This window comes from Wolbachia endosymbiont (group A) of Alloplasta piceator (assembly GCF_964028505.1).
Classification (GTDB): Bacteria; Pseudomonadota; Alphaproteobacteria; order Rickettsiales; family Anaplasmataceae; genus Wolbachia; species Wolbachia pipientis.
On record NZ_OZ034793.1, the window covers coordinates 1,233,521 to 1,259,910 of the forward strand.

Annotated in this window: 21 protein-coding genes, 2 tRNA genes and 1 pseudogene; 19 read left to right on the top strand and 5 right to left on the bottom strand. The window is 35.0% G+C overall.

Annotated features, from left to right (window positions below; genetic code table 11):
- The first annotated feature begins 18 nt into the window (after positions 1–18).
- The 9 genes from smpB to dapA all read left to right on the top strand — a co-directional run bounded on the left by smpB (position 19) and on the right by dapA (position 8,454).
- On the top strand, positions 19–468 hold the full coding sequence (gene smpB, locus ABWU31_RS06160) for an SsrA-binding protein SmpB (RefSeq protein WP_006279384.1): 450 nt from the start codon (positions 19–21) through the stop codon (positions 466–468).
- 6 nt (positions 469–474) lie between these two features.
- Positions 475–1,266, top strand: coding sequence for a prolipoprotein diacylglyceryl transferase (lgt, locus tag ABWU31_RS06165; protein WP_010962823.1), 792 nt, complete (start codon positions 475–477; stop codon positions 1,264–1,266).
- Between the two features lie 690 nt (positions 1,267–1,956).
- A complete protein-coding gene (locus tag ABWU31_RS06170) occupies positions 1,957–3,702 on the top strand; it encodes a type I secretion system permease/ATPase (protein WP_065094799.1) in 1,746 nt (581 codons plus the stop codon).
- A gap of 360 nt (positions 3,703–4,062) precedes the next feature.
- Positions 4,063–5,502: a hypothetical protein gene (locus ABWU31_RS06175; RefSeq protein WP_015589193.1), complete on the top strand. Its 1,440-nt coding sequence runs from the start codon at positions 4,063–4,065 to the stop codon at positions 5,500–5,502.
- A gap of 4 nt (positions 5,503–5,506) precedes the next feature.
- Positions 5,507–6,115, top strand: a complete 609-nt coding sequence (locus ABWU31_RS06180; protein WP_015589194.1) for a hypothetical protein — start codon at positions 5,507–5,509, stop codon at positions 6,113–6,115.
- A gap of 4 nt (positions 6,116–6,119) precedes the next feature.
- A complete protein-coding gene (locus tag ABWU31_RS06185; protein ID WP_065094808.1) occupies positions 6,120–6,935 on the top strand; it encodes a hypothetical protein in 816 nt (271 codons plus the stop codon).
- A gap of 13 nt (positions 6,936–6,948) precedes the next feature.
- Positions 6,949–7,022, top strand: a tRNA-Arg gene (locus ABWU31_RS06190).
- A 67-nt stretch (positions 7,023–7,089) separates the two neighbouring features.
- Positions 7,090–7,563, top strand: coding sequence for a single-stranded DNA-binding protein (gene ssb / locus ABWU31_RS06195; RefSeq protein ID WP_006279368.1), 474 nt, complete (start codon positions 7,090–7,092; stop codon positions 7,561–7,563).
- 9 nt (positions 7,564–7,572) lie between these two features.
- A complete protein-coding gene (dapA, locus tag ABWU31_RS06200) occupies positions 7,573–8,454 on the top strand; it encodes a 4-hydroxy-tetrahydrodipicolinate synthase (protein WP_077188220.1) in 882 nt (293 codons plus the stop codon).
- A gap of 38 nt (positions 8,455–8,492) precedes the next feature.
- Here the strand turns inward: dapA and ligA are convergent, their stop codons facing one another.
- Positions 8,493–10,481, bottom strand: a complete 1,989-nt coding sequence (ligA, locus tag ABWU31_RS06205) for an NAD-dependent DNA ligase LigA (RefSeq protein WP_077188219.1) — start codon at positions 10,479–10,481, stop codon at positions 8,493–8,495.
- 214 nt (positions 10,482–10,695) lie between these two features.
- Here ligA and gltX point away from each other — a divergent pair, with 214 nt between their 5' ends.
- From gltX to ABWU31_RS06245, 8 genes are all read left to right on the top strand, one after another.
- Complete coding sequence (gltX, locus tag ABWU31_RS06210; RefSeq protein WP_077188218.1) at positions 10,696–12,018, top strand: glutamate--tRNA ligase; 1,323 nt, start codon at positions 10,696–10,698, stop codon at positions 12,016–12,018.
- Positions 12,019–12,340: 322 nt separating this feature from the next.
- Positions 12,341–12,517, top strand: coding sequence for a hypothetical protein (locus ABWU31_RS06215; protein WP_155968519.1), 177 nt, complete (start codon positions 12,341–12,343; stop codon positions 12,515–12,517).
- 364 nt (positions 12,518–12,881) lie between these two features.
- Positions 12,882–16,211: a DNA polymerase III subunit alpha gene (gene dnaE / locus ABWU31_RS06220; protein ID WP_353271394.1), complete on the top strand. Its 3,330-nt coding sequence runs from the start codon at positions 12,882–12,884 to the stop codon at positions 16,209–16,211.
- A 48-nt stretch (positions 16,212–16,259) separates the two neighbouring features.
- Positions 16,260–17,033, top strand: a complete 774-nt coding sequence (locus ABWU31_RS06225; RefSeq protein WP_353271201.1) for a 30S ribosomal protein S6 — start codon at positions 16,260–16,262, stop codon at positions 17,031–17,033.
- Positions 17,033–17,308, top strand: a complete 276-nt coding sequence (rpsR, locus tag ABWU31_RS06230; protein ID WP_007548890.1) for a 30S ribosomal protein S18 — start codon at positions 17,033–17,035, stop codon at positions 17,306–17,308. Before ABWU31_RS06225 ends, rpsR begins: the two co-directional genes overlap by 1 nt.
- Positions 17,309–17,315: 7 nt before the next feature.
- Positions 17,316–17,870 carry a 50S ribosomal protein L9 gene (gene rplI, locus ABWU31_RS06235; RefSeq protein ID WP_353271202.1) on the top strand — a complete coding sequence of 185 codons (555 nt, stop codon included), beginning with the start codon at positions 17,316–17,318 and terminating at the stop codon, positions 17,868–17,870.
- 236 nt (positions 17,871–18,106) lie between these two features.
- On the top strand, positions 18,107–19,399 hold the full coding sequence (gene purB, locus ABWU31_RS06240) for an adenylosuccinate lyase (RefSeq protein WP_353271203.1): 1,293 nt from the start codon (positions 18,107–18,109) through the stop codon (positions 19,397–19,399).
- Positions 19,399–19,471: transfer RNA gene (locus ABWU31_RS06245), tRNA-Met, on the top strand. The genes purB and ABWU31_RS06245 overlap by 1 nt, the downstream gene beginning before the upstream one ends.
- Positions 19,472–19,641: 170 nt before the next feature.
- Here the strand turns inward: ABWU31_RS06245 and ABWU31_RS06250 are convergent.
- Entirely contained in the window at positions 19,642–20,922 is a 1,281-nt protein-coding gene (locus tag ABWU31_RS06250) for an iron-containing alcohol dehydrogenase (protein WP_006279794.1), read from the bottom strand.
- Positions 20,923–20,964: 42 nt separating this feature from the next.
- On the opposite strand from ABWU31_RS06250, the gene dapE reads away from it, so the two are divergent.
- Both dapE and ABWU31_RS06260 read left to right on the top strand, forming a co-directional pair.
- Entirely contained in the window at positions 20,965–22,161 is a 1,197-nt protein-coding gene (gene dapE / locus ABWU31_RS06255) for a succinyl-diaminopimelate desuccinylase (protein ID WP_182320691.1), read from the top strand.
- A 123-nt stretch (positions 22,162–22,284) separates the two neighbouring features.
- Positions 22,285–23,667: pseudogene (locus ABWU31_RS06260) on the top strand (IS66-like element ISWen3 family transposase).
- A gap of 27 nt (positions 23,668–23,694) precedes the next feature.
- Here the strand turns inward: ABWU31_RS06260 and ABWU31_RS06265 are convergent.
- From ABWU31_RS06265 to ABWU31_RS06275, 3 genes are read right to left on the bottom strand one after another with little or no spacing between them, the layout of a single operon-like run.
- The gene (locus ABWU31_RS06265; RefSeq protein WP_353271204.1) at positions 23,695–25,548 is read right to left on the bottom strand and encodes an Hsp70 family protein; all 1,854 of its coding nucleotides are present in this window, start codon (positions 25,546–25,548) and stop codon (positions 23,695–23,697) included.
- Complete coding sequence (locus tag ABWU31_RS06270; RefSeq protein WP_353271395.1) at positions 25,526–25,984, bottom strand: iron-sulfur cluster co-chaperone HscB C-terminal domain-containing protein; 459 nt, start codon at positions 25,982–25,984, stop codon at positions 25,526–25,528. The genes ABWU31_RS06265 and ABWU31_RS06270 overlap by 23 nt, the downstream gene beginning before the upstream one ends.
- The gene (locus tag ABWU31_RS06275; RefSeq protein WP_353271205.1) at positions 25,977–26,381 is read right to left on the bottom strand and encodes a HesB/IscA family protein; all 405 of its coding nucleotides are present in this window, start codon (positions 26,379–26,381) and stop codon (positions 25,977–25,979) included. The genes ABWU31_RS06270 and ABWU31_RS06275 overlap by 8 nt, the downstream gene beginning before the upstream one ends.
- Between the last annotated feature and the right edge of the window lie 9 nt (positions 26,382–26,390).

The following is a 26,390-nucleotide window of genomic DNA, read 5'->3' on the forward strand; positions in this document are numbered from 1 at the left end:
TTAAAGATATCTTTAAATATGGAAGTTATTGCAGAAAATAGGAAAGCAAGGTTTGAATATTTCATCTTAGAAGAATTTGAAGCGGGTATGGTCTTATTAAGCAGTGAAGTTAAATCGCTAAGAGAAAGAAAAGTAAATATTTCCGACGCCTATGTTGTTGAAAAGAATAGCGAAGTATGGCTGCACAATATGCATATTGCAGAATATAAAGCTGCGAACCGAAAAAATCATAAACCAAAAAGGGAACGTAAATTACTCTTGCATAAACAGGAGATAAATAAACTAATTGGTCAAATCAAGACTGCTGGGATAACTGTTGTGCCGCTTTCGGTCTATTTTAACGATAAAGGATTTGCAAAAACTAAAATTGCCATTGTAAAAGGAAAAAAACTCTACGATAAGAGAGCAACCATAAAACAGAGAGAGTGGGATCGTGAAAAAAGTAGATTGTCTAAGAATAATTTATAGCAAAATATGTCTTTAAATCCAGTAATTTTCAGCATCGGTCCTGTTTCTATATATTGGTATTCCTTAGCCTACGTTTTGGGTATAGTGTTTGCATATTGGTATTTACATAAGCTAGATGACCAAAAAATATTTACTAAGAATTTTTACGATTCGTTATTAACAGCCACTATTGTAGGTATTATCCTTGGAGGTAGACTTGGCTACGTATTGATATATGATCCAGTTCTTTATATAAGCAACCCTATTGAGATATTGAAGACCTGGGAAGGAGGGATGTCATTTCATGGTGGTGCTATAGGAGTTTTGCTTGCAGTAATAATTTCGTGTAAAAGACATAATATCCCTACATTTTATGCACTGGACCTAGTTTCTTGCGGAGTTCCCATAGGTTTATTTTTAGGTCGCATAGGCAATTTTATAAACGGAGAGTTATTTGGCAGAGTTACAACTATGCCATGGGGTATGGTATTTCCAGAGAGTGGTGATAATTTGCTGCATCATCCAAGCCAGCTTTATGAGGCACTTTTTGAAGGACTGCTACTTTTTGCAGTTGCAAATTCACTGTTTTTCTTAACTAGAATAAGACTGTATCACGGTGCGTTAACTGGTATTGCAGTTATGTGGTATGGAATAGCACGTTTTTTCGTTGAGTTTTTTCGCGAACCAGACTATCAAATTGGCTATTTGTGGCTTGATTTAACTATGGGGCAGTTGCTTTCTATACCTATGGTTTTGCTAGGAATGCTTGTATATCTAGGCGCATTAAATTTAAAATTTAATACGAAATCTGTCACATAGAGAAAAGGTGAGTTCAATAGAAAAATGTAGCCAGAAGCCCCACATTATGCACAATTGTACGAATTTTCTGCGTTGCAGTAGAATGAATCGGCGGGCTTTGTTGCATCGCTAGCTATGATGGGTTAAAGATAAAAAAGGTGGAGAATATCAGTAGCTTATTATTCTGGTATTTACAACAAGAACGGTCAGTGAATACCTAAATTTGAGTAAAAGAAATTTCACTACCACTCACTAATCCGGCTAAAATTCAAGAATTTCAATGCTTTAGCTATTTTCAATAGAATTAAATTTATTAATATAAATAACAAATTACTATTCTTAAATTTGATCAGATTGATTGCAAAAAAACAAGATTTTCAATAAGTTGCTTATAATCCTAATTATAGTTAGCCTTTCATAAGTAGCGATGCAACAAAGCCATCCCAGTGTCAGCTACTTTCATGACACCATTTGCTGTGCAGTTTACCTTCAAAAATGAATGTTCGTACAGCTATGGAATGAATCGCGGTATGACGTAGCTTCGCTATAGGCAATGAAGGAAATATTAACTATACTTCTTTTTACCATTGTTTATATTTCCTATTCACATATATTAATATTTTACTCACTTAAAGTAAGCTAACTACCGTTATTAATATTTTTGTAATAAAAATTGTATATGGTGCATGTAATCAAATTAAGAGGAAGATTGTGGAAATTACGCCATCAATAAAAAAAGAATTGAAGCAAAGTACTCTATATATTTGCCTAGAAAAATGCAAAAGTGCATTTTGGTTTATCTTTTGGTTTAGTGCGGGAATCAATTTATTAATGTTATTCCTACCACTTTATACCTCTCAAGTGCTTGATCGGGTGATATCGAGCGAAAGTGTATCAACACTAACTATGCTGACAATTATCACTTTATCTGCATTTGCATGTTCTGCAATGCTTGAAACTTGTCGATATTTAGCCATGGCAAAAATAGGTGATTGGATCGATAAAACTGCAACACCAGATCTGATAGTAAGGTCAATCAGGCTAACGTCAGTGCAGAGCTCAACTTCAAGTGGTGAAGCAATACGAGATCTCGGAGTGATAAAAAATTTCATTACAGGAAATGGTATATTCTCACTGTTTGATACTCCATGGTCGTTAATTTACCTTGTTGTGATTTTCATGATACATACCTCCACGGGGTTTATAGCTATTACTGGAATTATTATATTAGTCTCTATGGCAATATGGAATGAACTTGCCACTAAACGAATATTACAAGAAACCAACGAAGAAACTATACGGAATATCAATGCTATAGATGTTGCAACAAGAAATGCAGAAGTGGTTGAAGCTATGGGCATGTCAGAATTCATAGTCTCTGATTGGTGTAAACGAAATGATCAGAACCGAGCAATGCAAATTAAAGCACAAAATCGCTCTAATGTAATTACTGGAATCACTAAATTTTTGCGCTCAACTCTGCAAATATCAGTGATTGGAACAGGTGCATTACTTGCAATCACAGCTCATAAGACTGCCGGTAGCATCATCGCTGCTTCAATTTTAATGGGTAGAGTATTAGCACCATTTGATGCTGCGGTTCATACTTGGAAGTTTTTAAATCAGGCTAGAATGTCATATGGAAGGCTACAAAGACTTATATTAACATCGCCAAAAAGAGAGCAAACGATGGCTCTACCAGAACCTGAAGGAAAATTGGAATTTGATAGAGTATTTTTTACTCCTTATGGAAGCAATAAGCCGACAGTAAAAGGAATATCATTCATTATAGATCCTGGAGATGTAGTTGGTGTTATTGGTGCAAGTGCTTCTGGTAAATCCACTATCGCAAAATTAACTGTTGGTGTATGGAAGCCAATATCTGGTGTAGTCAGACTAGATGGCGCTGATGTATATACTTGGAATCGAGAAAATTTTGGTAATTATGTTGGCTACTTACCTCAGGATATTGAGTTATTTAACACTAGTGTCAAAGCTAATATTGCTCGCATGAGGCCAGATCCAAATCCTGAAGAAATAATCAAAGCAGCAAAAATTGCAGGAATACATGAACTAATACTAAGCTTACCAAATGGATATGATACAACAATAGGAGGTCCTGGAGGAGTAACGCTCTCTGGCGGCCAAAAACAGCTTCTTGGACTTGCCAGAGCTTTTTATGGTCACACAAAACTTTTAGTACTTGATGAACCAAACGCTAACTTAGATAGCAATGGAGAGGCATGCTTAATTAATGCAATTGGCATTGCAAGAAAACAAAATACTACTACTGTTATCATCACTCACAAGCTACCGTTATTGTCCGTAGTTGATAAGGTGATCCTCATGTCAGATGGTGTCATTTACGCTATGGGACCAAAAGATGAGATTTTGAGCAAATTAGTTGCTCCATCATCAAGTACCACAGAAGATGAGCGCTCTTCAGCAAATGGTTAGTTTACTTACAATAAATTCTGTATCTGAAATAACAACTGTTCCAGAAAAATATATATTTCTTTACCATTAGAAATAATATCACAAGAATAGTAAATAGATTAATAACTCTTATTAATTAAAGTCAATCGGCAGATATAGCTAAAGTGGCTTAGGTTTACCTACAATTTGAAAAACAACAAATTCGTCTTAATGAGTTTTCTTAATTTGTTATCTAAACAACTTAATATTAGTGGTAATTTTATAAAAAATTATAATATAAATAATGTTGCTGCGAAAATTTATAACAATATTTCCCTCTAACGTTTAATGAATTTCAATAAATTGCCTTTTTAATTCTAGATAAGTATATGCTTTGTTAATATGTTTAGTTCAAAATCCAAAAGTAAGTTTATGCTTTCTATTGGAGAAGAAGGCATAATGTTACTATATTTTAAAAATAATACTTTAAATAAAAGGTATTTTGTTAAGGGCAAAAACGATAAAGCAGTTTCCGATTTAATTTCATGTCTTTCGTCAGATAAAAAAGCACCTTTATACCTGGTGCTTAATCATGCAGATCAAAATTACTCGCTACAGTTTATTACAAGGGCAAACAAGATTAGTGCCTATCTATCAGCAAAAACAAAGATGGAGCATTTTTCTCGTAATAATGACATAAGTTCAGTTTTTTTGGTTGAGAAGCCAAACAAATTCAATCAAAACTGGTGCTATCTTCTTGTTTCATCAAAAGCAAAGCATTTAGTAGAATATTGGTTGAATGTGTTTATTGAGATAGGCTCCAACTTTAAGGGAATATTAATGTTTCCTATAGAAATAAGTAATATAACAAAAAAGATTCTACATAAAGATCCTAATAATTGGAAAATTATAGTTGCTGCAACTAAAACGGGAGGCTATAGACAAGTGGTTCTTAAAGAGAATAAAATGGTATTTACGCGCTTAACATCATTTACTAATGATAATTTACCAGGAATTATCGCTGGTGGAATATATCAGGAAGTGCAAGATACTATTCGATCCTTAACTAAGTTTGGGTTTGAAAAAAATAACCCTATCGACCTTTGTATCATAGTGTCAGAAGATATCAAAGCTAGTTTATCAGTCATAAATTTTTCAGAGAACAGTGTGAACATATTAACTCCATATGAGTTAGGCAAACTATTAGGAGCAGAACTAGCTATAAGTGAAAAAGATAACTTTTGCGATACCATAATTTTGTTTCATAGCTTTAAGAATAAATTAGCAGCTATTTTTAATACAAAGGAAACTAAAGAATTTTATCTATTCAATTACCTTTATTTAAACTCTCCTCGAATTTTTCTATACTTCGCCCTGGTTTTAGTTATAACAAACACCCTTTGTTTGCTAAATTTGTATTCAAATTTCAATGTCGCTGATAATTTATCAGCAAAGCAGAACACCTTAAATAACCAATTAACAAAACTTAGCCAAAGCTATAATGTAAAAAAAATAGATGAAATTTATGATTTTATTAATATCAATAATATTTTATCAAAAATAGAATACTCTCCTCTTACACAAGTTAAGTATGTAGAAAAGTTAAAAATACCAGGTATAGAGCTTCGATCATTTGAATGGAATTATAATGAGGCAAAAAGTTATATTACCACAACTTTAAAGTTTAATTTTCAATCCGGTAAAAATATTTCTCATCAATACGAGAAACTACGAAAAAATTTAAACGATAATTTTCGTACCTATGACATTAATATTTCTAGCTTACCTGCTGCTAAAGAGCAAAATCTATCTATTGATGTTGAAATAGGAGAGGCAATGTAGATTAATGACTATCTCTCAATTAAAAAGAAAAGCTACAATTCAGTTTATATCGTATTTGTTATTATCTGTTGGATTAATAGGGTTATTAACATATGTTGTTATCTATAACGAAAAGATTTATAATAAAAACCAAATTGCGATTGATAAAATACGTTCTATTAATTTACAGATTACTGGAATTCAAAAAAAGGAAGTTGTTCTAAATAAAAACCTAGATTTATGGAAAAAAATTTCTTCTTCAAATTTACATAGTAGCAGATACATTGCAAATTTAAATTTCGAGCTTAGCAAGTTATATAAAAAGCACTATATATTAGAACCTGAAATATCAATTTCTATACCCGAAGAAGTTGAGCTCCACAACAAAAGTGAACGCACAAAAGTAATAAAAAGTGAAGTGGTCCTAAATTTAAGCTCAATCAGCGATAAGCATATTTTTTTATTTCTACAGTCTATTCCAAATCTGCCCGGTTATGTTATGATCAAATCTCTTATTTTAAATAAGCAGAGAAATATTGATGCTGCAACTATGAATCAGATTTTGAATGGTAATATGATAGAGATAGTGAGAGCTAATATAGTCTTTGATTGGTATACTATATTAAGTAGATAAGGTGATGAACATAAAGCTGTTTTTTATTTTTACGCTACTCATTTCCAATGTTAATGCATATTGCAGTTGTGAAGATATCATAGAAAGCATAGAAATTTGTAAGGAGTATTCTTGCCGACAATATATTGGCAATGAAGATTTTATTGAGCATAAAATATTAGGATTAAATAGTGGAAATTTATGCGTATATATAGAAAAACAAGGTAATGATGAAATGGTTTGTCATCATTCTCAGTATGGAATGATGATAGAAAAAAGATATTTTGAAAGTATTCTTAAAGTTGGTAATCAAGAAATCGACGATTTTATTGATATAGCAAATTTGCGTGCAAAAGAGTGTTTCTTTATCAACAATCAAAAACTAAGCTATACAGATCGGGACGATATAATAAGAGAAGCAGTGGAAAGTGACTTTGACGTTTTGTCACAATATAGTAACGTAAAAAGCATTTTTTTTGATGAAGAGCCAGTTAATAGAATGGTCAATGAAATGGAAAAGTTCAATTTACGATCTTCAAGAGCTGTAAAAGAGGAGGTATCAGATAATTTCAACTGTAAGGTAGTGAGTTTAGACTCAATTTTATATCTTTCTCCCGATACATGGAAAATATGGGTAAATGGAAAACTGTTTATAAATACCAAGGATTTAAAAGTGCACTCAGTCACTGAAAATTATGTAACTTTTGTATGGACCGTAGATCAAAAAGCAATAAAAAAGCATGCGAATGATTCTCAAAATGTATATTTTGGATATGGGAGTATTATGTTTACGCTTTATCCAAAACAAAAATTTGACTTGGATGGCTTATCTATTAAATAACTTAAATATATATGCGCTTGTAGCTCAGTTGGATAGAGCGTTGCCCTCCGGAGGCAAAGGCCGTGGGTTCGAATCCCTCCAAGCGCACTTTTAATTAAATTTGACAATAGTATTTTCACATAAGATAATAAAAGGATTTATTTAGAGCATAATTATGTCTGGTGGTACCATAAACAAAGTCATACTAGTTGGTAATTTAGGAAAAGATCCTGAAATTAGGACTACACAAAATGGAAAAGAAATGGCAAGTTTTTCAATAGCCACGTCTGAAAGTTGGACTGACAAACTTTCCGGTATGCGCTCTGAAAAGACAGAGTGGCATAATATCGTAATTTTTAGTGAAGGATTAGTAAAAATCGTCAAAGATTTTGCACGCAAAGGCAGTAAAGTTTATGTTGAAGGTTCTTTGAGAACTAGAAAATGGACTGACCAAAACGGTGGTGAAAGATACACAACAGAGGTGGTTCTATATAATTTTAATAGCGCTCTTACTCTCCTCGATTCACGACCAAACTCTGATTACAAGCCGAGTGAATACAAACAAGGTGAAACAGGACAAAAAGATAAACACGAAAGTTTTGACAACGATATAAAAGATGAACTACTCGACGATGAAATACCATTTTAACAATTTAAATTGAAATCTACATTTTTATGGACTGCTTGTGTTACTCCTTTTAATTGCAATGGAGATAGTATAGATTATAGCAGTTTGCAGCGTTTACTGACAATGCAAGTTAAAGCTGAAAATGGCGTAGTGTTGCTGGGTAGTACAGGTGAGAGCCTATCGCTTACTGATTCTGAAAAGCGTACATTAGTTGAATTCGTATGTAAGCTAAAATTAAATACGAAAATTATAATTGGCGTACCAGGAGTGAATCTATATCAGACTCTTGAATGGCTTGATTTTTGCAAGGGTATGCCTATTCATGGCTATCTAATGACAACTCCCATTTATGCAAAGCCCGGAATTATGGGGCAGACTTTATGGTTTGAAAAGCTGCTTGAGAAAGCACATGTGCCGGTTATGTTTTACAATATTCCATCAAGAGCAGGAATAAATCTTCACGCTGAAACTGTACGCAACTTATCCAGCCACGAAAAATTTTGGGCTATCAAAGATTCAAGTGGCACTGTTGATACTTTAGCTCAGTATAAGAAAGTTGCACCAAATATTGAGGTCTTTTGTGGAGATGATAATATGATATCCGATATGGCCGCTTATGGTGCGGCTGGCCTGGTTTCCGTTGCTTCCAATGTTTGGCCATATGTAGCACATGAATATGTTAAGAAGTGCCTCAATGGCAGGAACCCTCAGGCAGATATCTGGCAACAGGCTTGCGAAGCGTTATTTACTGCCAGCAACCCAATACCTACTAAAGCACTTTTGCATGATATTGGTCTTATAGAACATCAAACTGTCCGCCTACCGCTCAGCACAGAAGACTTGCCTTCTGTTGAAAAATTGAGGCAAGTCAATAAAATGATTCTTGGATGGAAAGAATTGGCTACTCTCTAAATAGTCTTGCAACTTTGATTTAATATACAATCCAAGTTTCATTTGAACACTCCCAAACTTATCACTTTATGCCACTGGTCTTCATCTAAAATTTCTACACCTAATTCCACTGCCTTTTTATATTTGGATCCTGGTTTTTCTCCTGCAATTAGGTAGTCAGTTTTAGCAGAAAGATGTGAGCTGACCTTTGCTCCTAGAGTTTTGGCTCTTACTTTTGCCTCTCCTCTACTCATAGCAAGTAGCTTACCAGTAAACACTATAATTTTATTATTTAAAACAGAGTTACTAGAGTTGGAGCTCACAGGAAGAATTTGAAGACAAGCAGTAAGATCATTTAACATTTTGATGTTATGTTCCTTAGAAAAAAATGATTCCAAAGATTCAGCTACTTTTTTTCCTATGCCGTCTATACCTACTAGCTCAGTATTATCTGATGACAGTTCAATCATCGAATTATACCAATTATCATAAGAAACATAATAATCTGCAAGCAATTCTGCTGCAACTTGGCCAATAAATCTAATACCTAAAGAAAATATAAACCTATCTAGAGTTATTACCCTTCTGCTTTGTATAGCATTTAATAAATGAGCTATTGATTTCTTGCCCCAACCAGACTGTTCTTCCAGATTAAATTCATCCAATCTTTCTTCTAAAGTAAAAATATCGGGAATTTGTTTTATCAGACCAAGGTCGTAAAAAAACTCTATCTGCTTATCACCAAGGCCAACAATGTCAAATGCATCTTTCGATACAAAATGCTTTAGTTTTTCTATTATTTGAGCTTTACAGGCAAATTCCTCAGGACATCTTACTGCAGCCTCTCCCTCAACCTGACGTACTTTACTACCACATTCAGGGCATACTTCAGGAAACACAAATTCAGGTGTATTTGGAAGACGAGAATCTCTGCTTACTTCAACGATCTGGGGAATTACATCCCCTGCCCTTTTGATTGTTACAATATCTCCCTCTCTTATGTCTTTACGTTTTATCTCATCTTGGTTATGCAGACTTGCTCTACTAACTAGCACCCCACCAACATTGACTGGCACTAAATCTGCAACTGGAGTTAAAACCCCTGTTCTGCCCACCTGTATAAATATCTTGTTTAACTTTGTTTTTGCATAAACCGCAGAAAACTTGTATGCAAGTGCTGAGCGCGGTGCTTTGTGAGTATTCCCTAGACGATTTTGTAGTACCAAATCATTTACTTTATAGACTATTCCATCAATATCATAATCCAAGTTATAGCGACAGTTATAGACTTCATTATAGAACTTCAGCATTCCATCTAAACTACTCGTTAAGGACTGATGCTCATTTACGCAAAAACCAAGTGCCTCAAGCTTATTTAGTACCTCACTTTGACTTTTCTCTGCTCCACCAATCAAAGAATAAGCAAAATATCTAAGAGGTCTGCTTGCTGTAATGTTTGCATCCAATTGCTTTAGAGAACCAGCGGCTGCATTTCGAGGATTGGCAAATTCATCGTTTTCATTTAACTTTAAAAAGTCGCTGTTACTGATGTATATTTCACCTCTTACTTCTAGTCTTCCTTGCACACCTTGCAAAAACTTAGGAAAGCCTTTTATTGTTGCAACATTGTGAGTGACATCTTCCCCTACAAAACCATCACCTCGAGTTGCAGCTTTAACAAATCTTCCATCCTCATAAATTGCAGAAAACGACAACCCATCAATTTTTGGTTCACATAATATCTCTATTTTGTCCTCAATTAAAAACCTCTTTATTTTAGACAAAAATTTCTCTACACCTTGTTCATCATAAGCATTCTCAAGGGAAAGCATAGGTTCTTGATGTTCCACCTTAGAAAACCTCTCATCAGGTGGAGCACCAACACTATCTTGTGTTGCATAAATTTCTGGCTCTATTTCAGCTAACTTTTTCTTCAGTTCATCATATTCAGCATCACTTATTTCTGGCTTATTTTTTTGGTGATACAAAACATTATGATAATTTATTTGATCTTGCAGTTTTTCTCTCATCTTTTCTAAGTTAGTCATGATACCAATATAATGCTACATTAGCCTTTGTCGTCAAGCTGTGAATTTTCTTGAATTTATCATATGGTCTTAATCCATCAAATATCAAAGGTGCCACAATGCTATAGCCATACTTATTCTTCTCTTGCTCAATTGTATTAGCAGATCTCGCTTGCTCTAGCCATATATTTATATAAAATTAAAATAAATTAGAGTAAACAATATTGCTATTTAAATGCTAACAAGATTCGCTCCAAGCCCAACTGGCTACCTCCACGTAGGAAACGTACGAACTGCCTTGGTTTGTTGGATGTACACACGCAATCAAAATGGAAAATTTTTACTCCGTTTTGATGATACTGACCTTCAGCGTTCAGATGTCAAATATATAAATGATATCATACAAGATTTGAAATGGATTGGTATCAATTGGAATGCAAGTTTCAAGCAATCAGAGCGCTTTGAGCGTTACAATGAGGTGTTTTTGCAGTTAATAAAAGAAGGGCATATTTATGCATGCTATGAAACAAGAGAAGAGTTAGAAATTAAACGAAAATTGCAGTTAAAACAAGGACTTCCCCCGGTATATAACAGAAGCGCGTTACTTCTAACTGAGCAAGAGAAAATTCGTTATGAGCAAGAAGGAAGAAGACCACATTTTAGATTTAAGTTGGATAGAAATGAAGTTGTTAAATGGAATGATGAAGTTAAAGGTGAAATAAATATTGCAACCAGTAGCATAAGTGACCCCGTGGTAAAGAGAGAAGATGGAATGTACACATACATGTTACCTTCTGCTATCGATGATGTTGACTTTAATGTAACCCATATTGTACGCGGGGAAGATCATGTAACTAATACCGCAGTGCAAATTCAAATGATTAAAGCATTAAAAGCGAAAATCCCTACATTTGCTCACCTTTCTCTGCTACATTTTGATGATAGCAAGATATCCAAGCGAGTCGGTGGGCTGGATATCAAATCTATAAAAGAAGATGAAATTGAACCGATGGCACTAGTTAGTTATTTAGTGAAGCTTGGAACATCCAATCCAATTGAAGCTTGCGCCTGTATGCAATCTTTGATTGATTCATTCGACATTAAAAAATTTAGCTCAGCATGTACGCAATTTAGCTTGAGTGAAGCATACAAGCTAAATAGCAAAGTGCTGCAACAAATGCCATTTGAAATGGTGCAAGACCGTTTAAGTCAAATTGGAGTGGACTCCTCAGAGTTTTGGTATTTTATAAGGAACAATATAGAAAGGTTTTCTGAGGTGGCCAAGTGGTGGAAAATATGCAAATCCGATATAGAGCCTGTGATTCTTGATAAGGAGCTTATAAAAATTGCGTTCAATGCATTGCCCCAAGGTGATTGTAATGAAAACACGTTGTCAGAATGGGTCAAAACTATTCGACAAACAGTGGATATAAAGGCAAAAGACCTATTTACGCAGTTGCGCTTAGCTTTAACAGGAACAGAAACAGGCCCAGAGCTCGCTAAACTATTAATTTTTATCGGCAAAGAAAATATCATTGCAAGGTTAAAAGAAAAGTGAAAACTAAAGAATTATAGCTAATGCAATCCCTACGTCATACCGCGATTCATTCGCGGTATCCCTTAGCCGCTAACAAGCAGCGGGATGACGATTGTCAGGGTGTCATCCAAGTAGCCTCTTTCTTGTCATCCCAGTGCCCAGACACTGGGATCCAGCCTTTCCATAATCATTAAAACATTGTATTTTAACTAAAACAGCTATTTTTATGCTCACCAACTTAATAAAATTCCTGGATCCCAGTGTCTGGGCACTGGGATGACAAAAAAAGGAGCACTGACCTCTCTTGGGCTCTTTTAGCTACAAACGTTAAGAAATTTACCAAATGAAAAAAAAGGCAAAAGAAGCCCCGTGGTTATTATCCGCTTTAAAATATTGGCGTTTTTTATGTTTTAAACGCTTGACAAGCGAGATTCAGCCGCTTTTAATTGCAACTAACTTACGCTGCAAATGTTTAAGAAATTTACTAAGCAGAAAAAAAGACAAAGAATCCCCGAGTTAGCTAGTCTTTTACTATCTCTGTCGAGTATTGGCATTTTTTGATGTCTTGTAACGCTTTATAAGCGCGTTCAGCTTATTTAGATAAAAATCTAGATGTAGATGAAGTTTTGTAAAGACATACAGTATCTATATACTGCAAAAAATTGAACATAAGACGCCGATACATTAAGTAATCCTTACCTTTTAATCTGCAGATTGGCGAAAGCAAATACAATAGCTTCACTATCATGATAAGGGAGCTGGCGGAGTTTGTCAAGTAAGTTTTTGTATTTTAATTTTAGAATTTTATAGGCTTTTGTTCTCATGAAAATTATGTTCTCATGAGTAAATTAATGTTATCCTTTTTTGTTGATCTGAAGTTTCTTATGTTCATACACTTACGTGTTCATAGTGTTTATTCGCTGCTTGAAAGCTCGGTTAAAATTGAGGAGCTGATCGGCCTTTGTTTGCGAAATAAAATGCCAGCGGTTGCAATTACTGATTCAGGTAACTTGTTTGGCTCACTTGAATTTGCAGAATATGCGGCAAGTAGGGGAATACAGCTAATAATAGGATGCAATATTATAGTTAAACATTCAGAACAAAATTTACCTATATTATTGCTTGCAAAAAATGAGCAAGGGTACACTAATTTAGTCACTTTGGTGAGTGAGTCTTTTAGAAAGCGCAAGAATAACAGCGATATTCCTTACGTTGATTTTGATGAGCTATTGAATTTAAGTACGGGTCTGATCGCTTTAACCGGTGGATGTTTGGCTCAACTATTGTTGGGGCAAGATAAAGAAACGGTTGAAAAACTGCTTTCAGCATTCAATGGTCATTTATATGTTGAATTGCAGCGTCATGGGTTGAATAAAGAGCTAGAGCTTGAAGAAGCTTTGATAGACTTTGCTTATCAGCGCAATATACCACTAGTTGCAACGAACGATGTGTTTTTTCCAAATAGGTCTGACTATGAGGCTTATGATATATTAACGTGTATATCGGAGGGGAGTTATGCTCTGGAGAATAACAGAAAGAAGTTAACTACCGAGCATTACTTCAAGTCTGTGGCAGAAATGGAGGGGCTGTTCAGCGACATTCCCGAAGCAATTCATAACACTTTAGTGATAGCTAAGCGGTGCTCTTACATGCCAAGAAGCAGGCAGCCTATTTTGCCTAAATTTCCTTGTCGAGAAAATAAAACTGAGAATGAAGAACTGAGGGAGCAGGCAGTTGCAGGATTAGAATTCCGTATTGCGAATGAGACAGACATAGACCTTAAACAATACTACGATCGGCTGAATTACGAACTGAGTGTGATAACTTCGATGAACTACGCTGGCTACTTTTTGATAGTTTCTGATTTCATTCGTTGGAGCAAAGCAAATGGCATTCCAGTTGGTCCAGGAAGAGGCTCTGGTGCTGGATCAATTGTTGCTTGGGGCTTGCAGATTACAGACCTTGATCCAATAAAGTTTGGCCTAATATTTGAAAGATTTTTGAATCCTGATCGTGTATCGATGCCTGACTTTGATATCGATTTCTGCCAAGAGAAAAGGGACCTGGTTATTGATTATGTTCAGAAAAAGTACGGTTATGTTGCTCAAATAATCACTTTTGGTAAATTGCAGGCAAGGGCAGTATTGCGTGATGTTGGTAGAGTATTGCAAATGCCTTACTCTCAAGTGGATAAAATATCTAAAATGGTTCCATTTAATCCAGTAAATCCTGTAACTTTATCACAAGCGATAGAGTTTGATCAAAACCTGCAGAAAGAGCGGGATAGTGATGAGGTAATTGCAAAGCTTCTTGATATATCTCTTAAGCTTGAAGGAATATATCGTCACGTTTCAACCCATGCTGCTGGAATTGTAATATGTGATCAAAAGTTGGAAAATTTTGTTCCTGTGTATTATGATCCAAATTCAGCTTTGCCAATCACTCAATACAGCATGAAATATGTGGAGAAAGCTGGGCTAATAAAATTTGATTTTCTTGGGCTTGGTACGCTAACGCTAATAGATCATGTATGTCGTTTAATTAATCGTGATGGAAAAAAGATTGATATTTCTTCAGTTCCTTTAAATGACCAAAAAACCTATGAGATACTCTCAAGCGGTGATTCAATTGGAGTGTTTCAGCTTGAAAGTTCGGGAATGAGAGAAGCTTTAATTAAACTAAAACCGGACTGCATTGAAGATATTATCGCTTTAATTTCCCTTTATCGTCCAGGACCTATGGATAACATTCCAACTTATGTTGCAAGAAAACACGGACTTGAAAAGCCAGATTATATTCACCCGTTACTTGAGGAAGTATTAAAAGAGACATTTGGGGTAATAATTTACCAAGAACAAGTGATGGAAATAGCCCGTATTCTTTCCGGGTATAGCTTAGCGGAAGCAGATCTGCTGAGACGTGCCATGGGTAAGAAAATCAAGGAAGAGATGGATAAACAACGTGAACTTTTCATCCAAGGGGCAACGAAGAATGGCGTTGATTATGACAGGGCAAGTTATATTTTTGACCTTGTTGCAAAATTTGCTGGTTATGGGTTCAATAAATCTCATGCTGCAGCATATGCGGTGATATCTTATCAAACGGCTTACCTTAAAGCTAATTATCCATTAGAATTTTTTACAGCACTAATGAATCTGAATATTGATGATAGAGATAAACTGAATTTATTTTATCATGCAGCAAAGTTTAGTGGCGTTACCGTTCTTTCACCTGATATAAACAAGTCTCAAGCTGAATTCTCAATAGAGGATGAACGCATACGTTATGGTATTGCTGCCTTGAGGAATGTTGGTTTTTCTATAGCGGAAGGAATAGTGAACGTACATTCAAGCGCTTGTAAGGACATATGGGAATTCATTCAAAATTCAGGTCATACAATAAATAAGAGAGCGCTAGAAAGCCTGATTAAATCCGGAGCATTCGATAGCGTGCATAAGAACAGAAAGCAGCTATATGAGTCAATGGACACGCTGATTTACTTTGCAAATAAAAACAAACAGGATAGAGAATCAAGTCAAGCTGCTTTGTTTGGTAGTCTTGATGTCCTCAAACCGAAACTTGAGAATGTGGAAGATTTTGATGAAGAGGAAAAATTAGAACATGAGTTATTTTCACTAGGATTTTATTTAACTAATCATCCGCTTGAAAAATTTAGAACTCTTCTGGAAAAGTTAAATATTGGGTTTATCGGAGAAAATAGAACAGCAAAAACTGCTGGGGTAATATTAAATGCACGTATGAGAACTTCAGAGCGTGGAAGGTTTGTTATCCTCACACTTTCTGATCCCCATAACGTTTCTGAAATAGCATTCTATAATAATGAAATAATAGAAGAAAAAAGAGATTTATTTTCACCAGGAACATTTGTGATAATTGGTCTTGAAGCTTCGGAAAATACAACAAGATTGGCAGGCAAAGATATATCTGAGTTTACAAAAAGAATCACTTCTACAATAAAAGAATTAGTTCTCACCACTGAGTGCACGGATTCGCAAAAAGCCGCTATGGAATTAAACGCAATATTGAAAGATGAAGGCAGAACCAAAATAATGCTAAAACTTCTTCTCGAAAAACATAAAGTGAGCATCTTATTACCAGGTGCATACTCAATTGCTCCTCAAGTAATTTATGAAATATCTAACTTAAGCTGGATTAAAGGCGTAGAAATTAATACAAATAACTTGCTTATATAAAAAAGCTTTATATAATGAAATATTTAATCGGTATTAAAGGAAGATATAGTGAATCTTTATGAATTTACTTTTATAACACAACAAGGATTATTACAGCAAGAAGTAGAGGAGATGGTCCAAGAGCTAGCTGTTTCATTGAAAAATATTAAAGCAGATGTTATGTTCCAGCAAATCAGGGATATTCTGAAAAAAGGAAATGACAAGCTTACAACACAAGAGTTAGAAGTGCGTGCTGAAAACATTAAAGAAGGTCTAGTTGCTTACTCTGATTTCTTGGAAGATCTTACAAAAATTTTATGGGTTGAATTGGAAGAAGATCTTTCAAATTTGAAAGAAGTGAAGTCAAAAATCGATAAAGAGTTGAAAGATGACCTAAAAGATTTAGGAATGACGCAAGATTTTACAAAATTTCTAGGAGGCAGTACTAAAAGTGCGTTTATCCATAACGCAGTAAATGCTTTGAAGAGAAATATTTCAGAACATCTAATAAAGATTTTTCAAGATATTTTGAAAGATTTTAGAATAAACGGTCCAACTCAATCGAGCAAAGCGTTGGAAATGCTTTTGAAAAACATTGAAGCATCAGGATTAATCAAGTATGAACATTGGGGTCTTTTGGATTTTGCATATCACAAAAATAAAATGAAGAGCGGTCATTATTGTATAATGTGCATAAGTTCTACTGCAAGCATTCTGGATGAATTTATGCGTAGAATGAAACTTAATGAGAACGTTATTCGCCACTTTCCTGTGCAGGTTGATAAAATTTTTGAAGGTAAATCTCATATGATGAATAAACAAATTGAGGAGCAAAGCGCATAATGATGAAAAGACGAAATAGTTTTAATAATTCATACGTATCTGTAAATAATAGGACTGGCTTTAGGCGTTCTAAAGTTTGCCCTCTTGCTGCGTCTAAAGATGAAGACATAGATTATAAGAATATAGATTTATTATCCAAGTTTACCTCTGACTATGGTAGGATATTACCTAGAAGATTAACAGGCGTATGTGCAAAAAAACAAAGGAAGTTACGCTTAGCGATCATAAGGGCACGTTTTTTAGCTCTTATTCCTTACTGTACTAAAAAAGTTTAGGTAATTTATGTTGATAATTTTAAAGGAAAATATAAGGACTTTAGGTAAGCTTGGTGAAGTTGTCAAAGTTAAGCCAGGTTATGCACGTAATTTTCTTTTTCCACAAAGAAAAGCGGTGAAAGCTACCAAGGAAAATTTAACAAAGCTAGAGGAGCAACGTTTATTACTGGAAGAAGAGAATATAAAAAGATTAAATGTAGCAAAAGAGCTTGCATTGTCACTACATGATAAGTTTGTGATATTGATAAAGCAAGCTTCAGAGGATGGTAAAATTTTTGGTTCTGTAACAACACGTGAAATTGCGAAAATTTTACTACAAGAAGGACATGTGATAGATCACCGTAGTTTATCTTTTGGTGGAGTAAGCATCAAAAACTTGGGTGAATACCAAGTAAACGTAGAATTATATAGTGAAGTAGTAGTACCAATTACTATATACGTCGTGAAATCCGAAACAGATGCAAATGAGCTAAGGCAAGTAAAATTGCAAAATCAGAAGTCTGAGCAACAAGAGGCAGAGCAAGATGCGAATAAAGAAGCTACTGATGGTGATGATAGCTGATCAAAGATGATCCCTTGTTATAGTCGTAAAGAAATGTCTGCCATGGCTAAGCTGGTGTCATCCCAGTGCTTCCCTCATGTCATCCCAGTGCGTGACACTGGGATCCAGTTTATTTCATCATGGACATTATTTTATGCTTCTAGAATCCGTTGTCCATTGAATAATTTGCAAATACTTTTATACCTGGATTCCAGTGTCACGCACTGGAATGACACCATTATTGGAATAAATCAAAAATGATTCCCCGCTATAGCAGAAAAGAAATGTCTTCCATTTGGGAGGAAAATAATAAATTTAATATATGGCTTAAAATAGAAAAATTAGCGTGTGAAGCTCAAGCAAAGTTAGGAGTGATTCCGAATAATATTGCTGAGAACCTCTCTGGTGCTATTGAATTTGATGTTGAATGTATCAACGAAATTGAATCCATTGTAAAACATGATGTTATAGCTTTTCTGACATATATTGCTAAAAAAGCGGGAGTTGATGTTCGTTATCTTCATTATGGAATGACAAGTTCTGATGTTTTGGATACATGCCTTGCGGTGCAACTGAAAGATTCCTGTGATATTTTGCTCGAGAATCTAAAAAATTTACTTGCAGCATTGAAAAAAAAAGCTGAGGACTATAAAGATATTGTTTGTGTTGGACGCAGTCACGGAATGCATGCAGAACCAACAACTCTTGGAATAAAATTTGCCAGATTTTATGCTGAATTTAAACGCAATTATCAGAGATTAATTAGCGCGCAAAAAGAGATCTCAATTTGTAAAATATCAGGTGCAGTAGGCAATTTTGCAAATGTTGATCCGTTTGTTGAAGAATATGTAGCGAAAGAAATAGGACTCATACCTGAAATCATATCGTCTCAAGTCATTCCTCGTGATAGACATGCTATGTTCTTTTCAGTTTTGGGAGTGATTGCAAGCTCAATAGAAAATGTTGCTGTTGAAATTCGTCATTTGCAAAGAACTGAAATCGGCGAAATTTCTGAGCATTTTTCCACTGGGCAGAAGGGAAGCTCTGCTATGCCACACAAATGTAATCCTATTTTAAGTGAAAATCTGACTGGACTCTCACGTTTAATACGCAGTTATGTTTTTCCTGCGTTAGAAAATGTTGCATTGTGGCACGAACGTGATATATCACACTCGTCTGTGGAAAGATGCATTGCTCCTGATGCTTGTATAACAATGGATTTTGCTTTAGTGCGATTAACAGATTTGATAGATAAATTGGTGATCAATAAGGAAAACATTGAAAAGAACTTAAATTCTTCAAAAGGTTTAGTTTTCTCACAGCGTGTATTGCTTGAGTTAGTAAATAGTGGTTTGGCGAGGGAAGAGGCGTATAAAATTGTTCAGAGCAATGCAATGAAAGTGAAACAAAACAACAGTGATTTTCTGGCCGAATTGAAACAAGATAAACCCTTACTTAAGGTTATTAACTCGGAAAAACTTGAATCTTTGTTTGATTTGAAGTATTATACGAAACATATAGATCGTGTATATAATAAGGTTTTTAATTAGGCTGAGTAGCTCAGTTGGTAGAGCAGGAGGATCATAATCTCTTGGTCGGGGGTTCAAGTCCCTCCTCAGCCACTCGAACTAAACTATGTTTAGCAAAGCAGTGCTATTGGTGAAACCCAGTGTCAGTTACTTGGAATGAGTTGTATATCCACTCAGGTGAGGAGACAATGGATAAGAGATTGTGAAAAGGGTTTAGCTTTTGGCCTATGATCTCTTTAAATGACAGAATTTCACTACAAAACTTAACTTTCTTCTATGCAGTTAGCTAAGTCAAGAAAGGTGAATCTATCTCTTGTTGTAAACGCAAGATCGACCACTTTACAATATTGTTCTTTATTCCAACTGAGGTGCTCTGGTAAGTGTGGAATTGATAGATCTTCAAATATTTTTTGCAGGTGTTTTGCAGGTAGTAAATTTTGCTTAATTAAACTGGAAATATTATGCCATTCTTTACAAATAATCTCTTGGATTTTTTGCTGCATAATTTGCTTCTGTTCAAAAGTTCTTACAAATTCGATATTATCAAAGCACTGAGTTATATGTTTTACATCTAAAGTGGTCGGTTTGATAATCGGGTTTTGTATTGATAATATCTTTTCCTGCAAATTAGCCATGGTAATCGTCGTAACAGCAATTTTTTCGCCATGTAGTAAGGAATGATCTCTTGTTACCATTTCCATTGCGTGAGCTATCATATGCTCTCCTTGGCTTGCAGAATAGCTGCCTTTTGATATTACCATTCCAAGTCCTGAAATTAGTAGAACTTCCATAAGTAATAGGACCACTTTTCTACTTCTTTTAGTAAGCGCCGTATACTCTCTTAGCAAAATTTGCTCCAAATCGCGAACAAGTGTAAAAGGTAATTCATTGTATTCTGTGCCAAGCAACAAATGAGATAGTAGCCAGTCAGCCTGAACTGTTGAACGACAAATGAAATCTGCAAATCCGCTTAATGTGAGACGCAGTGGTGCATTGGCAAGTATGTCTATATCTATATATACTGCTCTTGGAAGATGTGCTTTGAACGATTTTTTATATCCATTTACTAATATTGAAGCATTTGCAGAGGTATATCCATTCATAGAAGCGGCTGTTGGGAACGATATATAATCTTTTTTCTCGAGGTAGCTTGCATATTTGCAGATATCGTTAACAGTGCCGCTACCAAATGCAACTATTAAGTCACTGTCTTTTGCTTTGTTTCTAACTAGATTTACGGTTTCAAGAGAGGCAGCTCTGCTTGGTGTCATGCAAGTAGCTGACACTGGGATCCAGGAAAACAACTTATGGATTCCAGTGTCACGCGCTGGAATGACAGGTGGAGCTGGAATAATTAAGTTAGGAATTTTATTAAGTACGTTTTTGTTTAAAAGTTTTGCTGTATTTTTATCTGCAACTAGAAAGACGTCATTTCCGTGTCGTGTGCATATTTCATAGATATCATCAGCAAGGTAGTAATCTGTTATTACTTCCCTTAGAAAAGTTTGTTCGGTTTGATGTAATATTTGTTTTAAATAGTGCATAGAGTGTTTACAATATAGCAGTATAAGTATTTTAAGATTGACATGAAAATTGACCCTGTAGAGCTAACTAGGAAATTGATCTCTTTTGAGAGTATAACACCAGAAGACAGCGGGGCAATAGAGTATATAGCAACAATCTTCAAGAAGAGCGGCTTTGATTGTGAGATTTTAGAATTTGGTGATAAAGTTAAAAATCTTTATGCGAAATATATAAATGGAGTACCAAATTTGTGCTTTGCTGGGCACGTTGATGTTGTACCACCGGGTCAGTTAAAAGATTGGGCATTTGGTCCATTTAATCCAGAAGTGAGGGATGGAATGCTATATGGAAGAGGGGCCGCTGATATGAAAAGCGGAGTAGCTGCATTTATTGCTGCTATGGTAAATTTGATTGCAGAGAAGTTTCAATTTAATGGTTCGATAAGTGCATTGATTACCAGTGCTGAAGAAAGCATGGAAGAATATGGAACAAAGGCAGTTTTGGAATGGATGAAAAATAAGCAGAAAAAGATAGATTTTTGTGTGGTTGGCGAACCAACCAGTAGTAAGAAATTAGGTGATACCATAAAAATAGGCAGAAGAGGTTCTGTAACATTTGAATTAATTTGCCATGGAAAACAAGGGCACGTTGCCTACCCAGACCTAGCAGACAATCCAATATATAAGGTAATATCGATATTGAGTAAGGTAAAAAATACTACTTTTGATCATGGTAATAAATATTTTCAGCCTTCACATTGCGAAGTTACTACTATCGATGTTGGAAATAATACTAGCAATCTAATACCTGGCTCAGCAACTACACGTTTTAACATTCGATATAACAATGAACAAACACCGGGTGGCTTATATAAGCTGATTGATGAAATATGCTCTAGTGTAACTAACGATTATAAGCTTTTTATGCATAGCAGCAGGGACGTTTTCCTCTCTACTCCCGATAGGAATACTGATATTATGCTTGATGCAATAAATAAAGTTACCAGTATTGATGCTGCGTTGAGCACAAGTGGTGGCACATCTGACGCTGCGTTTATCAAAGATGTTTGTCCAGTGATTGAATTTGGTATAATCAACAAAACTGCACATCAGATAAACGAATGCGTATCAGTAAACGATATACACAAGTTAACAGCTATATATAAGGAATTTATAGAAAATTATTTCAATCCCACTAATAAAATATTGAATCAGGTCAACGTGGTTAGTAATATATCTAGTGGTCCATTGTTAGCTTAGATGTAATCAGATCTCTTGCATAACTGTTGTTTGAATAATAACTTGGTATCCGTTCAGCGGAGTGGCAGAATAAGGTAGACAAGGTGATCTAAAAAGATAATCATAGAGCAAAAGTGAAATAATATGGTAAACCTTTTAGAACTTTGCAAAAATTTACAGCAAAAAATAGAAAGGTTAGAAGCAAAAATAGAAAGATTGGAAAAAGAGAATGAAAGTTTAAAAGCAGAAAATAAGGCTTTAAAGATAGAAAATGCTGAGTTAAGAGAAAGACTCGGTTTAAGCTCAAAAAATTCATCAATACCAAGTTCCAAAGAGTTGTATAAAATAAAAAAGAATAAGCCGAAAAGCGAAAGGAATATTGGCGGTCAGGTTGGTCATAAAGGAAGTTTTCGCGCCAACATGGATGCAGATAAAGTAGTAAAGATAGAGTTGCCTAATACTTGCGAATGCGGAGGAGAAATTGCAATATGTGAAAAACCATATATTCATCAGAAAGTTGATCTTCCAGAAATCAAGCCTTATGTAGTGGAATATCAGTTAGAACATGGCCGTTGTCGGAGATGCGGAAAGAGAAGAAGTAGCAAGTTACCGGAAGGTGTTACGCCAGATACATTTGGTCCAAGGGTTAAGTCAATAATTGCAGCGTTCAGCGGATTCTACAAAAATTCAAAACGCGAAATAGCGAGTGTCGTAAATGATATCTTCAATTTGAACATAAGCGTCGGTAGCATATCAAATAGTGAACATAGAGTTGCTTCAAAATGCAAAAAAATGTATGAGCAGATCGAACAAGAGATAAGTAGGAGTAAAGTTCTACATATTGATGAAACGAGCCATTATAACAAAGGTAAACTCGCTTGGTGTTGGATGTTTGCAAGCAATACGGCAAGTTTTGTAAAATTTACAGAGTCAAGAGGAATGAAAGTTTTACAAAATAGTAAATTCTGCAATCGCAATAGCTTGGTAATAACTGACAGGTATGCAGCATAGAATTATTTTGCCGATAAAAACAGGCAAATCTGTTGGGCACATTTATCAAGAGATTTTGAAAGATTAGCACATAGTTGGAATATTGAAGTTAAAGTTCTGGGTTGTTACTTGAGAAACGTGGCCACTGAATTATTTGCACTAAAAAAAGCTTTACTAAAAAGTGAGATAGATGTTTTGAGGTTTGTCAGACGTGCCAGAAAATTAAGAAAACGTACAAAGTATTACTTGAAGGAGATATCTCGTTTACCTGAAGCAATTGGAGCCTCTCGAGTTGCAAAAAATGTTCTGAGATCTGAAAGAATGATGTGGAAATTTTTAGATGACCCAGAAAATATTCCGCTGACAAATAACCACGCTGAACGGCAAATTCGGCATTATGTCGTTTATCGCAAAAACTCATATTTTACACAATCAAAGCGGGGAAATACATTCCTTGAGCGGATAATTTCATTATACTTAACTTGGAAACAAAGGGGTCTCAATCCTTTCCAAAATCTCCTATCTATTGTTTCTTAAACCACTCTCCTGAACGGATACCTTTTTCTACCTATTTGTTAATTCACACAACTCTAAAGAGGAATTTTCTAACTCGGCGATAGTGTTGTTAATTTCATTCAAGTCATTGCCTTGTAAAGCGTTTTTTGCATTTTGTAATAGGTTTTTCAACTTTTGATCAGTGAAAAGGTTATTATTGTTTTCAACCAAGTGTATGAGTTTATTTCCATTAATTTTAGCACCTGCAAGGGAACGAGCCTTCATATCTTCATCAAAGCTGTTTATTGACTGGTTAACCATATTTTGAACATCAGCTTCACTCAAGCCAAAATTTGAATTTACTTCAACTGTCTGCTCAATTCCAGTAGCTTTTTCTCTTGCAGTAACAGTCAAGATTCCGTCAACATTAACTGTAAATTCTATTTCAATTCTTGCAGAACCTGCAGGCAGTGGCGGTATACCTTTTAGTTCAAACTGCGCTAGAGATTTGTTATCCTCTATCATTTCACGTTCTCCCTGACAAACGTGAATTTTCATTGCTAGTTGCCCATCAACATAAGTTGTAAACTCTTTTATCTCTGAAACTGGTAGTGGTGTATTTCTTGGTATGATTTTTTCAACTATGCCTCCCATAGTTTCTATGCCAAGTGATAAAGGTAGAACATCCAGGAGAATATTCCTATCTTTTGAGCTCGAAGTTAAATCATGAGCCTGCAGAGCTGCCCCAATGGCAACTGCTTTATCCGGATCCACGTCATTTAGTACTTTATTTCCAAAAAGTTCGACTAGTGAATTTTGAACCAATGGTGTTCTAGTTGCACCACCAACTAAAATTACTCCTTTTATATCATCAATTTTAAGATCTATATCACTTATAGTACGAGTGACTATATTGATAGTCCTATTGACCAAAGAACCGATTGCATGTTCAAATTCTTCTCTGGTAATTTCGCATTCAAATAATTCACCGTTAATATTGAATTCAAAAGTGCCTACGGTGTTTTCGCTCAGGTATTCTTTTACAATACGTGATTCAATAAGTGTTGTCATGCAAGTAGCTGACACTGGAATCCAGTTCTTATTATATAACTTTCTAGTGTGTTCATTTGTAATCAAACTTTCTGGATCCCAGACTGGGATGACACTAGAGCATTCTTTGTTTAAACCTACCTTTTCTCTATACTTATCAAGCACAATAAGGTTAAGCAAATGATCAAAATCATCTCCACCGAGTTTAGTGTCACCACCAACTGCAAGAACTTGAAACACTCCTTGATGCAATTTCAATATCGAAATATCAAATGTTCCACCACCAAGGTCATAAACTGCATATATTCCACTGTTATTGTTCTTTTCAATGGAGTAAGAAAGCGCTGCAGCGGTTGGCTCGTTAACGAGGCGAAGAACTTCTATTCCAGCTAATTTTGCCGCATATTTAGTTGCGTTACGTGCTGAATCGTCAAAGTAAGCTGGCACAGTAATCACTGCTTTTTTTACTTTCATCTCTGTAGACTCTTCTACCCTCTTGCATAAAGCTTTTAATATCTCAGCAGAAATCTCAACAGGAGTAAGATACTTTTCCTCTGCGCATTTTATTCTAATAACTTTTTCGCTTTCATGATCTATTTCAAAATTGACGCCTTCTTTATTTAATTCTTCAACACTTTTACCCATTAAACGCTTTATTGAGTAGATTGCATTTTGACCGACGTCACAGCCAGTTTTCAATGTATTATTTTCATATGAAAGAGCAGAAGGCAGTAGCTCTCTTCCCTGCTCATCTTTAAATATCTCCACGTTGCCAGCTTTATTTACCATGGCAATTAAAGAATTGGTGGTACCAAGATCTATACCAAAAACTACTTCACTTGAATTTGGTTCAGAAATTTGAATTGGTTGCATTCTTTTTCACCTCCTCAAGTGACTTATATAAATATTTCAATCTTAAGACTTGTGTAGCAGCTCCATCAAAATTCTTTACAGCAAAAGTGTTAATTAGGTTTTTAACGCAATCTTTTATTTTTTCATCAATCATCCTGCTTGCAAATTGTAGATCATCGCAGTCTAGTAAGTACTCTCTTATTTCCATTGATTCATTTAATATTTCAGAATTTGGATGATCCTTTGGGCTTCCCACACCAAAAAGATTCAACAAATGCTCAGCACGTTCTAGTGGTGACTTTAGCACTTGATAAGCTTTGTTGATATTTTCCATGTTTTTGGACTGTCTTTCATTTATATCAGTCTTGCTTAGCTCAATATATTTTTTCTCTAACTCATCAAAGCTGATATTGAAAGTTGGTTCAATTTCAAACAATGTAAAATAGCTGCTAGACATGAAAACTCTCTCCACAACCACATTTTCCTTTCTCATTAGGATTTTTGAAAACAAAACCCGATGAAAATTTTTCTTCTACATAATCCATTTCAGAGCCAAGAATAAACATGACGGATTTTGGATCGATCAACACTTTAACTTTTTGGTCATCACCGCAGTTTTCCTCAATTATCGACTCTAAAGGACGAGTATCATACGCATATTCAATATCATATTTTAAACCAGAACATCCTTTTTGTTTAATTAGCACTCTTATTCCTATTGCTTCTTCTGATTTCTCAAGGTTAGTATGCTTCTTTTGGTCCAATAAATACTTTATCCTTTCTACTGCTTTCGCAGTTATAGTAATAAGTTTTTTATCTTTCTTTATAGCGTTTACTCCTTGATATTCACTCATGCTTTAGTT